Origin of the sequence: Mycobacterium sp. (genome assembly GCF_035499775.1) — a bacterium.
Classification (GTDB): Bacteria; Actinomycetota; Actinomycetes; order Mycobacteriales; family Mycobacteriaceae; genus Mycobacterium.
Genome location: NZ_DATJYB010000261.1, coordinates 1 through 12,258, shown reverse-complemented (window position 1 = coordinate 12,258; position 12,258 = coordinate 1). Strand labels below are relative to the sequence as shown.

The following is a 12,258-nucleotide window of genomic DNA, read 5'->3' as shown; positions in this document are numbered from 1 at the left end:
CTGCTGGAGCCGGCTATCCCGATGCCGACGACATAGCGGCCGAGGCGTTTGCAGCGCTGGGCCAGAGCGATGTAGTCGGAGTCGCCCCCGACGATCACCACATGCGTCAGGTCGGGCAGCCGGAACATGTCCTCGACCGCGTCGACGGCAAGGCGGATGTCGGCCCCGTTCTTGCCGTACACGGTCGCCGGAAACAGCTGCACGAGATCGACCGCGCGGGCCACCAGCTGGCTGTGATATCGGGCATTGACGTCGGCGGACCAATCCGCATACGCGCGGGTGAGCACCAAGGTGCCGAATGAGGAGGCGAAGTCCATGATCGCGCCGAGATCGACGGTCGCCAGTTGCAGCCGCTCGTTGTCCAGGCCTTTAGCCTTGTCCCGCTGGAACGCATTGCGACCGTGCACGTGGTCATAGTGCGAGATGACGATGTTGTCGAAATCGAAGTAGACCGCAACGCGAGTCGCACCGGAATCGGTCATCCGGTCATCGTGCGCCAACTCGCCGGAGTTCATCAAGCTCCCGTCCGCCCGATTGGAGAAAGTAGGGTTTGCAACTACTACGAACTTTCTGCACCAGGAGTTCGTCAGCTACGGCAAGGTTTGTCCAAGGAGCCGGATATGGATTTCGAGCTCGACGCCGGGCAGCGCGCCTGGCTGGCTGAAGTCCGCGAATTTCTACATGCCAACGTCACCGCGGAGTTGCGGGCCGAACTTGCCGAACATGACCTGGAAGCGCCCTACGGGCCAGGGGCCCAAGAGACAGAGGTGGCACGGTTTCGTCGCAAGATCGGTGAGAAGGGGTGGTTCGGGCTGAACTGGCCGCGCGAGTACGCGGGCCTCGCGCTCGGCGCTGTTCACCAGCACCTGCTGATGAGCGAGTTCGAATACTGGGGTGTGCCCGGGCCCGACCTGACCGTCACCTCGGTGGCGCCGATGATCATGCGGCACGGCACCGAGCAGAACAAAACCGAATGGCTGCCATTGATCGCCAGAGGCGAAATGATCTGCGCGGTAGGCTATTCCGAGCCTGAAGCGGGAACCGACCTGGCCAATCTGCGCACCCGCGCGACGCCCGACGGGCAGGAATGGGTGATCACCGGCACCAAGATCTGGAACAGCGGAGCGCAGCGGGCCACCCACGAGTGGCTTTGTGTGCGTACCGATCCGGCCGGCGCGCGTCATCGCGGGATCTCGGTGATCATCGTCCCGATCGACAGCCCGGGCGTTCACATTCGCCCGCTGTATGCGTGGTCCGGCTACCGCACGAACGAGGTGCACTTCGACGACGTGCGGGTCCCGCTCACCAATCTGATCGGCCAGGTCAACCGGGGCTGGACCTACATCACCGGCGCGCTCGATCTGGAACGTGGCGCGCTGACCAATGCGGGCGACCTGCGCCGCGCCGTCGACGACTTGCGTGAACTGGCGCGCCGGCCGCGGCGCGATGGTTCGGTGCCCGCCGACGATCCGGCCCTGCGCCGTCGCCTGGCGCAGGCCGACGCCGACGTGGAGGTGGCCACCCTGATGGGTTATGAGGCCGCGTCGATCCTGGACAGCGGAGTGATCCCAACCGTGGAGGTCAGCGTCGAGAAGGTGTTCACCAGCGAGCTGCGGCAGCGCATCGCCGATCTGGCGCTCGACCTGCTGGGACCGGACGGCTTGCTGGCGCATCGCAGCGACGACGCGCCGCTGGCCGGCAAGTTCGAGCGGCTGTACCGGGCCGCTCCGTTGATGCGCTTCGGGGGCGGTACCAACGAGGTGCTGCGCGACATCATCGCCCAGCGCGGGCACGGCATGCCCTCGTACGGACGCTGACCGATGAGAGCGACGCCGACGGCAGAGCAGCGCGAGTTCGCCTCGTCGTTGCGTGCGCTGCTGTCGGTCGAGTGCCCGGTGAGTCTGGTTCGTGCGCTGCAGGAACCCGGCGCCGACCGAAGCACCCCGACACTGTGGAAGGCGCTGGCCGCCGCCGGTGTGTTCGGCCTCGGGATCGCCGAAGAATACGGCGGCTCGGGTGGCTCGCTCGACGATCTCGCCGTCTTCTACCGCGAGGCTGGCCGCGCCCTGTGTCCGACCACGGTGCACAGCACCGTTGCGGCCGCGCTGGCGGTCGACCAGCTCGGCTCCCCGGAAGCCAAGGCCGCGTGGCTGCCGGCGCTGACCGGCGGCAGCGTCCGCGGTACCACAGCGTTGTGGAACCCGCGCGATGCGGCGGTCATTTCACCTGTGCTGCAGGCTGATTCGGGCTCGACCGGCTGGCGGCTGAACGGGACGGCGGACTACGTCGCCGACGCTGACGTCGCCGACCTGATCGTGGTCTCTGCCACGGCCGGCGAGCAGACGCAGGTCTCCGTCGTCGACGTTCGCGCGACCGGAGTGACCATGCAGCCACTGGCCATGGCGGGCGGGCATCGGGCGGTCACCGTCCGGTTCGACGACGTGGCGGTCACCGCTGACCGGCGGCTGGGGGACGTCGGGCCGTCGGCGCTGCGCCGCGTGGCCAATACGGCGGTCGCCCTCGGGTCGCTCGACCTGGTCGGGGTCGGGCAGGCCGTGTTGGACCGCACCGTCGACTACACCAAACTGCGCCATCAGTTCGGCCGCCCGATCGCGTCCTTCCAGGCGGCCCAGCACCTGATCGCCAACATGCACATCGCCTTGGCCGCAGCGCGATTGGCCGCGCACTCGGCGGTTTTCTGGCTGGCGCGGGGCCGCACCGCGACCAGGGAAACGGCCATCGCGCGCATGCACGCCGCGACGGCGGCCAGGCTGATAACCCTGGACGCGCATCAACTGCACGGCGGGATCGGCTACGTGACCGAGACCGATCTGCATCTGTGGACCGAACGGGCACGGATCGGCTCGACACTCGGTGGCGGAGCCGAGGTCGCCGCCGCATGGCTGGAGGAAGGGCTAGAGGAGTCCAGATGAGTGAAGACTCGCTGATCGACGCCGAATCGGCGTCGCGGGTAGGCACCGTCGCCGCGTCCGCGACGGGCGAGGTGAACCGCCGGGATTGGCAACGCTGGGCGGCGGCGGTCGGTGACCACAACCCGTTGTGGTTCGATCCGGATTACGCCCGCGCCAACGGCTTTCGCGACATCGTCTGTCCGCCGCTGTATCTGCAATACGTGGTGCTCGGGGTCACCCGGCTGGACCGGCTGCGGCCCGACGGTTCCTCCGGCGCGGCCTCGGGCAGCCTCGCGTTTCCCCGGGCTCCCAAACGGATGGCCGGCGGGGAAAGCTTCACCTTCCACCTGCCGGCGTATCATCGCGACGAGATCGAAATGGTCCGCACCATCGAGTCGATCGTCGAAAAGCAGGGCCGTTCAGGCAGATTCGTGTTGGTCACCTGGCAAACGGTGTACCGCAACCAGCACCTGGACCTGGTCGCCGAAGCGTCGACGTCGATGATCGCCCGCCCGTGAGCCGCGTCGGCGACGATGCAGAGCGAAGCGATGAGGAGGAGCGGCGCCAATGAGCGAGCCACAGGTCTTCTTCGAGGACGTCAACACGGGCGATCAGATGCCCGAGCTGACCGTCACCGTCGACGAAACCCAGCTGTTCTTTTTCAGCGCCGCCACCTACAACGGCCACCGCATTCACTACGACAAGCAGTGGGCCCGCGACGTCGAAGGGTACGACGACGTGCTGGTTCACGGCCCGCTGCAGGCGGCGCTGCTGTCTCGCGCCATTTGCGACTGGATCGGTGGGAGGGGTCGCCTGGTGTCGTTCTCGGTGCAGAACCGGGCGGTCGCCCATCCGGGCCAGCAGCTGTCGTTCGGTGGAACGGTCACCGGCACGCGGATCACCGAGGACGGCGCCGGGCTGGTCGATCTCGACATCGCCGGCCGCCGCGACAGCACCGTGCTGATGCCGGGGACCGCGACGGTTCAGCTGCCCCGACGGGAGATGCCGTCGTGACCGGGCTGCGTGGCGAAGCCGCCATCGTCGGCATCGCCGAACTGCCCGCCGAACGCCGTCCGAGCAAACCGCCGCTGTTCACCCTCGACCAGTACGCGTTGCTGGCCAAGATGGTCGTCGAGGATGCCGGCGTCGATCCGGCATGCGTCAACGGGCTGCTCACCCACGGCGTCGCCGAATCGGCGATGTTCGCGCCCGCGACGCTGTGCGAATACCTGGGCCTGGCTTTAGATTTCGGCGAACGAGTCGACCTGGGCGGGGCGACGTCGGCCGGCATGGTGTGGCGGGCCGCCGCCGCCGTCGAACTCGGTATCTGTGCCGCGGCGCTGGCCGTGGTACCCGGGTCCGCAGCACTGCCGCAATCCGAGACGCGCCCGCCACCGGCCCCCAATTGGTATGGGGCATCGTCCAACAACTACGGATCGCCGCAAGCGGAGTTCGAAATCCCTTACGGCAACGTGGGGCAGAACGCACCGTACGCGCAAATCGCCCAGCGTTACGCGGCGGAGTTCGGCTACGACCCCGCCGCGGTCGCCAAGATCGCCGTCGACCAGCGCACCAACGCGTGCGCCCATCCTGGCGCGGTGTTCCACGGCACCCCGATCACCGTCGACGACGTACTCGCCAGCCCGATGATCGCCGACCCTATCCACATGCTCGAAACGGTGATGCGGGTACACGGCGGGGTCGGTGTCCTGATCGCCAATGCCGACATCGCGCGCCGCGGCCGCCACCGCCCGGTGTGGATCACCGGGTTCGGTGAACACATCGCCTTCAAAACTCCGACCTACGCCGAAGATCTGCTGCGCACCCCGATCGCGCGCGCCGCGGATAAGGCATTCGCGATGGCGGGGCTGAGTCGATCCGACGTCGACGTCGCCTCGATCTATGACTGCTACACCATCACCGTGCTGATGAGCCTGGAAGACGCCGGCTTCTGCCCCAAAGGTGAAGGCATGTCGTGGGTTACCGACCACGATCTGACCTGTCGCGGCGACTTTCCGCTCAACACCGCCGGGGGGCAGCTGTCCTTCGGTCAGGCGGGGATGGCCGGCGGTATGCACCACGTCGTCGACGGCGCGCGGCAGATCATGGGCCGAGCCGGCGACGCGCAGGTGCCCGACTGCAACACCACCTTCGTGACCGGCAACGGCGGCATCATGAGCGAGCAGGTCGCGCTGCTGATGCGGGGGGACTGATGGTTATTCCCGAGCCCACGCCGGTGTCGCGGCCTTTTTGGGACGGCCTGGCGCAGCGACGAATCCTCATCCAGTACTCACCCTCGCTGCAGCGCTACGTGTTCTATCCGCGCACCCTGGTCCCCGGCACGCTGGCCGACGACCTTGAATGGCGCGAAATCGACGGTGCTGGAACGCTATACACCTTCACTATCGCTCGCCGGCCGACCGGTCCGCCGTGGAACGACGCGGTGCCACAGCTGCTCGCGGTGGTGCAGTGGGACGCCGGGCCCAGGATCAGCACCGAATTGGTCGACGTGGACCCTGGCGACATCCGGATCGGAATGCGGGTGCAGCCCGTGTTCTACGATCTGCCCGAACCCGGGATGACCCTACTGAAGTACCGTCCCGGGTAACCGACGCGGAGGCCCAGATGGACGACGTGGTACAGACGATGTTGCGTGAGCTGGATGCCGGATTCCCTCGCGTCGAGAACATGACCGGCCCGCAGGCCCGCGCCGCGATGCTCGAACGTCGGTTCCCCGCCACCAACCTGGACGACGTCCGCGACACCGTCGACCGCTCCATCCCGGGTCCGGCCGGCGCCATCCCGGTGCGCATCTACTACCCGCACGGTGACCCCTCGGAAATCCGCGCCGGGATCGTCTACTGCCACGGCGGCGGATTCGTCTTCTGCGACATCGAATCCCACGACGGACACTGCAGAGCCCTGGCTCGGGGCACCGACACCGTCGTGGTGTCGATCGACTACCGGCTCGCCCCCGAACATCCCGCGCCCGCGGCCGCGCTCGACGCCTTCGCGGCGTTCTGCTGGGTGGTAGAACATGCCGGCGAGCTGGGCATCGACCCGATGCGGACCGCCATCGCCGGCGACAGCGCCGGCGGGAATCTGGCCGCGGTCACCGCGCTGCTTTGCCGTGAACGAGAAGTCATCGCGCCGGCCGCGCAACTGCTCATCTACCCCGCGGTCGACCCCTCGTTCGAGACCGACAGCTATCGGCGCTACGCGATCGGATACCTCAACACCCGTGCCGCGATGAGGTGGTACTGGCGTCAATACCTCGGTGGCGAAGAGCTTTTCGACCCGCCCTATCTGGTGGCGCCGGCCCGCGCGGATTCTCATGCGGGCCTGCCGCCCGCGGTGCTCGTCACCGCCGGCGTGGACCCCTTGCACAGCGAGGGTTGCAGTTACGCCGCCCAGTTGCGCAGCGCGGGGGTGCGTGTCGTCCATCGCGACTTCCCCGGATTGTTCCACGGCTTCCTGACGATCCAATCCCTACCTGCGGCAACCTCTGCGCTGCGGCTGGTCTGCCGCGACCTGCGACAGCTGCTCGACCCGGTTACCTCGGAGCGAATATGAGCGACGTAATCGTTGTTGGCGCCGGGTTCGCCGGGCTCTACGCCGTGCATCGAGCGGTGTCGGCGGGTCTTTCGGTGACCGCCCTGGAGGCGGCGCCCGACGTGGGCGGCACCTGGTACTGGAACTGTTATCCCGGCGCCCGCTGCGACGTCGAAAGTGTCGACTACTCATACTCATTCGACGAAGCGCTGCAGCAGAGCTGGACGTGGAGCGAACGGTTCGCCGCGCAACCGGAGATCCTGGCCTATCTGGGTCACGTCGCCGACCGCTTCGACCTGCGCCGCCACTACCGGTTCGGTTGCGACGTCGTCGCCGCCACTTTCGACCAGGACCACGGCAGCTGGCGGGTAAGCACCGCCGGCGGCGACACGTACACCGCGCAGTTCCTGTTCTGCGCCACCGGCTGCCTGTCGGCGCTGAATCGCCCCGACATCCCCGGCGTCGACGATTTCGCGGGCGAGGTGTACTTCACCGCCGCGTGGCCGCGCGAGGATCCCGCTTTGGGCGGCAAGCGTGTCGGGGTGATCGGCACGGGTTCCTCTGGCATTCAAGCGGTTCCGATCATCGCGTCGGAAGCCGAGACCCTGGTGGTGTTCCAGCGGTCGGCGAACTACAGCATCCCGATGCCCAACCGCCCGTGGACGGCCGACGAGCAACAGCAGATCCAGGTGGAATATCCCGAGCGCCGGCGCGCCTCCGCGTACGCATCGGCGGGGACACCGCACGGCACCTACCACAAGAAGGCCGTCGACACCGAGCCGCAGGAGCGTGACCGCGCCCTGTGGCAACGCTGGCGCGAGGGTGGCGTACTTTTCGCCAAGACCTTCCCCGACCAAAGCACCAGCCTGGCGGCCAACGACATCGCCCGCCAGTTCGCCGAACAGCGGATCCGTGACATCGTCGTAGATCCCGTCGTCGCAACCGATCTCATCCCGGTCGACCACCCGATCGGGGCCAAACGGATTTGCACCGACGCGGGCTACTACGCCACCTTCAACCGTGACAACGTGCGGCTGGTGAACCTGCGCCGCGAACCTATCGATGCGATCACCGCCGATGGAATACAGACCAGCGCCGCCACCTATCCGTGCGATGTGCTGGTCTTCGCCACCGGATTCGACGCGATGACCGGCGCTCTGACCCGGATCGACCCGATCGGGCCCGGGGGAGAGCGGTTGCGCGACATCTGGGCCGACGGCCCGCTGACCTTTCTCGGTCTGATGGTGCCGGGCCTGCCGAACCTGTTCGCCATCAGCGGGCCCGGCGCTCCCTCGGTGTTGGCGAACATGGTGCTGCATGCCGAGGTTCAGGTCGAGTGGGCCATGAATCTGGTGCTGACCGCCCGTCGGCTCGGGGTGACCGAGGTCGAGCCACGCTTGGATGCCGCCCGCGAATGGACCGACCACGTCGCCGCGGCCGCCGAGCAGACGCTGTTCACCAAAGCCGCGTCGTCGTGGTACCTGGGCGCCAATATCGAAGGCAAGAAACGGGTCTTCATGCCCTACGCGGGGGGATTCGGCATCTACCGCCGCTACTGCGATGACGTCGCCCGCCGCCACTATGCCGGCCTGGCGCTGACCACTCGTTAGCGAGGACGTGTAACGGTGCCGGAGACAGTGCAGCAGCTACTGCGGCAGCGCAGGTACGACGACACACCCGCGGTCGCCTACGGCGATCGGACCTGGACGTGGCGCGAGCACCTGGCGGAGGCCGAGGCCGAGGCGGCCGCGCTGATCGCACTGGCCGACCCGACCCGTCCGCTGCATGTCGGTGCGCTGCTTGGCAATTCGCCGGCCATGCTGCGCGCCATGGCCGCCGCCGCACTGGGCGGCTATGTGCTGTGCGGGATCAACACCACCCGGCGCGGCGCCGGCTTGCTCGGCGACATCCGGCGTTCCGACTGCCAACTCCTGCTGGTCGACACCGAACACCTGCCCCTGCTGGATGGCTTGGACCTCAACGGCATTCAGCTGCTCGACGTGACCGGGACACGCTACGCCGACGCGGTCGCCGCCGCGCCACCTCTGGTCGCCCACCGCGAGGTCGCGTCCACCGACACCCTGATGATGATCTTCACCTCCGGCACCAGCGGTGATCCCAAGGCCGTCCGGTTCGCCCACGGGATGGCGATCATGTGCGGCGCCAGCCTGGCGTATCAGAACGACCTCACCGCCGACGACGTCTGCTACCTGTCGATGCCGCTGTTTCACTCCAACGGCGTTGCCGCCGGGTGGGCGGCGGCCATCGCCAGCGGTGCCACGATGGTCCCGGCCAAGTTCTCGCCGTCGCGTTTCCTCGACGACGTGCGCCGTTACCACGTGACGTACCTGAACTACGTGGGCAAGCCGCTCGCGCTGATCCTCGATACTCCCGAACGTCCCGACGATGCCGACACGACGCTGCGGGTGGCGTACGGCAACGAGGCCACCGATCGCGATATCGCGGAATTCGCAAGGCGTTTCGGGTGCCGTGTGACGGACGCTTTCGGCTCCAGCGAGTTCGCGGTGATCGTGGTCCGGGACGACTCGACGCCGCCGGGGTCGATCGGCAAGCCGTACCCCGGCGTGAGCATCTACCACCCGACGACCCTTACCGAGTGCGCGGTCGCCGAGTTCGACCAGCACGGCGCGCTGATCAATTTCGACGAAGCCGTCGGCGAACTCGTCAATACCCGGGGTTCGGGGCCGTTCACCGGCTACTACAACGACCCGGCGGCCACCGCCGAACGGATGCGGCACGGCATGTACTGGGCGGGGGATTTGGCCTACCGCGACGCCGACGGCTGGATCTATCTCGCTGGCCGCACCGCCGACTGGATGCGGGTGGACGGGGAGAACCTGGCGGCGGCGCCGATCGAGCGGATCTTGGAGCGACTGCCGCAGGTCAGCCAGGTCGCGGTCTATGCCGTGCCCGACGAACTTGTCGGGGATCAGGTGATGGCGGCGCTGGTGCTGCGCGACGGTACCCGACTGGAACCCGCCGATTTCGCGAATTTCCTTGCCGCTCAACCGGACTTGTCGCCCAAAGCGTGGCCACGCTACGTGCGGATCAACGACGACCTGCTTGCGACGGCCACCAACAAGATCCTCAAACGCCGGCTGATCGAAGCCGGACTGACCGCCGAGGGCGGCGTGTTGTGGACCCGCCCGGCTCGCGGCAGCACCTACAGCCTGGTTGAAGGGACCGGATGAGCGGTATCGAAGGCAAGGTCGTCGCGATCACCGGTGCGAGCAGCGGGATCGGCGAGGCGACCGCGCGTTTACTCGCCGAGGGCGGTGCCAAAGTGGTGCTGGGTGCCCGCCGCACCGAGCGGCTCGACGACATCACGCGCCAGCTGCGCGACGGCGGCGCAGCGGCGGTCGCCTGTCGCACCGACGTCGCCCGCCGAGAGGACTTGGAGCGGCTGGCCGGCGCCGCGCTCGACGAGTTCGGTCAGCTCGATGTCCTGGTGAGCAACGCGGGCATCAGCAAGATCGGGCCGCTATCGGATCTGGACGTTGATGGCTGGTCGGCAATGGTCGACGTCAACCTGCGCGGGGTGCTGCATGGCCTCGCCGCGGCGCTGCCGGTGTTCCGTCGCCAGGGCAGCGGCCACTTCGTGACGACGGTGTCCACGGCCGGGCTGAAGATCGTCCCGACGATGGCGGTGTACGCGGCCACCAAGAACGCCGTGCGCACCCTGATGGAGGGGCTGCGCCAGGAATGCACCGACGGGGTGGTGCGAACCACCTCGATCTCGCCGGGATTCGTCGATACCGAGCTCGACAGCTCTATCAACGACGTGGCGATGCGTGAGCAGATCCGGTGCACGATGAACGACTTTGGTCTCCCCCCGGAGGCGGTCGCGCGAGCCATCGCGTTCGCCATCGGGCAGCCGCACGACGTGGAGATCAGCGACATCACCATCCGCCCCACCGTCCAGGGCTGAGCCGCGGCCCCGCGGATTCCTGCGCCCAACGTGCTCTCAGGGCGAGATTTTGGCGATTTTTCCGCCCTGAGAGCACGTTCGGCGTGGTGCCTCAGCCGGATTCGGCGGGAGTTGGTGCCTCGCCGAATCTGGCCAGCGCCAGCGTGGCCGCGACGGCGACAGCGAATCCCAGGACAACCAGCCAGCCGAGGCCCTCGCGGGCCCGGTCACCGAGCCAAACCGCTCCGACGAGCGCAGGCGCGATCGTTTCACCGACCACCATGGCGGCCACGGTGGTGGTCACAGACCCGCGTTGCAACGCAGATGTGAGCAAGAGAAACCCGGCGGCGCCGCCCCCGAGAGCCGCGTACAGCGCCGGGTTGGTGTAGAAGGCGCTCTTGGTCGGGGAAACCACGTCGAGCAGGCGCACGCCAACCTCCACCACACCGAAACCGCTTCCGGCGCCGAAGCCCAGGGCAAGGGCACGCTCGCGATCGCTCAACCGGCCTGCGGCGGCACCGGCAACGAATATCGCGGCCACCACAACCACCAGGGCCCAGCCCAGGCCGGCCGGGGCGCGCCGAAAGTGCCCAGGCCCCGCGGCGCACGCGAGCACGGCGAGGCTCACGCAGACGATCCCCACGGCCGTCCACTCGGCCCGTGACAGTCGCGCCGACAGCGCCCACGCGGACACGATGCCGGTCACCGCGATCGAGGCGGCAAGCGCGGCGGCGACGACATAGATCGGCACCAGGCGCAGCGCTATCACCTGAAGCACGAACCCGAGGCCGTCGAGGCCGATGCCGGCGAGGTAGCGCCATTGCCGGACGGCGCGCAACAGCAACGCAGCGTCGACACCCGAGTTGCTGCTGCCCTCCACCGACCGCGTCGCCATGGCCTGCAGCACCGAAGCCGAGCCGTAACACACCGAACAACCCAGAGCCAGCAGGAAACCGATCAGCACACGACGACAATATGCTGCGTCGGCCCGGAGCGCTGTCCGCGCGCGCGCATACTCGTTTGTGTGAACTTCCGACTGGCGATGCAGCCCTTCTGGGTGCGGTTTCTGGTGTTGACAGCGCTGTACGCCGTGTTGTTCGGTGCGCTGTCCTATTTCGAGCCGCGTACCTCGACCGAAAGCCCGGGGGCGATCGTCATCCCTGCTCTTATCTTCGGCGTGACTCTGGGTGGTGTCCTGGCGTACCAAGGTGAGGCCATGCGCAAGCGAGTGGTCGAAGCGGTGCCTGCAGCCGAACGCGCACCGGCCTTCGCCGCTTTCACCAGCGGCGCGGTGCCCTCCGATCCGGCGCAGCGATACGCGGCGGCCCGGTTGGCCGTGGCTTACCTGGGTAACAAGACGGATGACGAACTGAAGCGTCGCGAGAGATCGGGCTGGATAGTTTCGGCGATCCTCGTCGCGGTGATGATCGCCGTGGCGGTCGGGCAATCCAGCACGTACGCCACTGTGTACTTCCTGGCGCTGGCATTGATCGTGGCGATAGCGCTGCCTTTTTCTGTTCTGCGCGGCCGACGACTTCGACAAAATCTTGCGCAACTCAGGGCAGGCCTGCCGTTCGGGTAGCCGGGCCTGAGCCGGGCTGTACCGGGTTTTCCTATGATCGGGTGATGAGCGTCGGTGGGCTGGCGGCCCTGGGATCGCCGGCATTCACAGCCGAGGACGCCGCCCGGTACCGCGCACAGGGCTGGTGGTCCGATCTGACGCTGTCCGACGCAGTACGTGCCAACGCCGTTCACTCACCCGACCGCGCCGCCTATGTCGACGAACCCGGCGCGCAACTCACCTGGGGTGAATTCGACAGTGCGGCAAGCGCTCTGGCGCGCCAGCTGACCGGCATCGGAGTGACG

13 protein-coding genes and 1 pseudogene are annotated in these 12,258 nt (G+C 67.6%); 12 read left to right on the top strand and 2 right to left on the bottom strand.

Annotated elements, in window-relative coordinates; all coding sequences use genetic code 11:
• Positions 1-482: NYN domain-containing protein (locus VML93_RS17135; RefSeq protein WP_325612443.1), on the bottom strand; the 482-nt coding region annotated here is incomplete at its 3' end.
• Between the two features lie 138 nt (positions 483-620).
• Here VML93_RS17135 and VML93_RS17130 point away from each other — a divergent pair.
• From VML93_RS17130 to VML93_RS17085, 10 genes are read left to right on the top strand one after another with little or no spacing between them, the layout of a single operon-like run.
• Positions 621-1,817 carry an acyl-CoA dehydrogenase family protein gene (locus VML93_RS17130; RefSeq protein WP_325612442.1) on the top strand — a complete coding sequence of 399 codons (1,197 nt, stop codon included), beginning with the start codon at positions 621-623 and terminating at the stop codon, positions 1,815-1,817.
• Positions 1,818-1,820: 3 nt separating this feature from the next.
• Complete coding sequence (locus VML93_RS17125) at positions 1,821-2,933, top strand: acyl-CoA dehydrogenase family protein (RefSeq protein ID WP_325612441.1); 1,113 nt, start codon at positions 1,821-1,823, stop codon at positions 2,931-2,933.
• Positions 2,930-3,430: a MaoC family dehydratase gene (locus tag VML93_RS17120; protein ID WP_325612439.1), complete on the top strand. Its 501-nt coding sequence runs from the start codon at positions 2,930-2,932 to the stop codon at positions 3,428-3,430. The genes VML93_RS17125 and VML93_RS17120 overlap by 4 nt, the downstream gene beginning before the upstream one ends.
• 49 nt (positions 3,431-3,479) lie before the next feature.
• Positions 3,480-3,926 (top strand): MaoC family dehydratase, encoded by a 447-nt coding sequence (locus VML93_RS17115; protein WP_325612436.1) that lies wholly within the window; start codon positions 3,480-3,482, stop codon positions 3,924-3,926.
• Complete coding sequence (locus VML93_RS17110; protein WP_325612434.1) at positions 3,923-5,125, top strand: thiolase family protein; 1,203 nt, start codon at positions 3,923-3,925, stop codon at positions 5,123-5,125. The genes VML93_RS17115 and VML93_RS17110 overlap by 4 nt, the downstream gene beginning before the upstream one ends.
• Positions 5,125-5,520, top strand: a complete 396-nt coding sequence (locus VML93_RS17105; protein ID WP_325612432.1) for a Zn-ribbon domain-containing OB-fold protein — start codon at positions 5,125-5,127, stop codon at positions 5,518-5,520. Before VML93_RS17110 ends, VML93_RS17105 begins: the two co-directional genes overlap by 1 nt.
• A gap of 17 nt (positions 5,521-5,537) precedes the next feature.
• Positions 5,538-6,485: an alpha/beta hydrolase gene (locus VML93_RS17100; protein WP_325612430.1), complete on the top strand. Its 948-nt coding sequence runs from the start codon at positions 5,538-5,540 to the stop codon at positions 6,483-6,485.
• Positions 6,482-8,074, top strand: a complete 1,593-nt coding sequence (locus tag VML93_RS17095; RefSeq protein ID WP_325612429.1) for an NAD(P)/FAD-dependent oxidoreductase — start codon at positions 6,482-6,484, stop codon at positions 8,072-8,074. Before VML93_RS17100 ends, VML93_RS17095 begins: the two co-directional genes overlap by 4 nt.
• A 15-nt stretch (positions 8,075-8,089) precedes the next feature.
• Complete coding sequence (gene fadD1 / locus VML93_RS17090) at positions 8,090-9,676, top strand: fatty-acid--CoA ligase FadD1 (RefSeq protein WP_325612427.1); 1,587 nt, start codon at positions 8,090-8,092, stop codon at positions 9,674-9,676.
• Positions 9,673-10,413 carry an SDR family oxidoreductase gene (locus VML93_RS17085; RefSeq protein ID WP_325612426.1) on the top strand — a complete coding sequence of 247 codons (741 nt, stop codon included), beginning with the start codon at positions 9,673-9,675 and terminating at the stop codon, positions 10,411-10,413. The genes fadD1 and VML93_RS17085 overlap by 4 nt, the downstream gene beginning before the upstream one ends.
• 91 nt (positions 10,414-10,504) lie before the next feature.
• Here the strand turns inward: VML93_RS17085 and VML93_RS17080 are convergent, their stop codons facing one another.
• The gene (locus VML93_RS17080; protein ID WP_325612424.1) at positions 10,505-11,356 is read right to left on the bottom strand and encodes a DMT family transporter; all 852 of its coding nucleotides are present in this window, start codon (positions 11,354-11,356) and stop codon (positions 10,505-10,507) included.
• Between the two features lie 60 nt (positions 11,357-11,416).
• Here VML93_RS17080 and VML93_RS17075 point away from each other — a divergent pair, with 60 nt between their 5' ends.
• Together VML93_RS17075 and VML93_RS17070 are read left to right on the top strand one after the other, a co-directional pair.
• A complete protein-coding gene (locus VML93_RS17075; RefSeq protein WP_325612423.1) occupies positions 11,417-11,974 on the top strand; it encodes a hypothetical protein in 558 nt (185 codons plus the stop codon).
• Between the two features lie 44 nt (positions 11,975-12,018).
• Positions 12,019-12,258: pseudogene (locus VML93_RS17070) on the top strand (cyclohexanecarboxylate-CoA ligase); the annotation flags it as partial.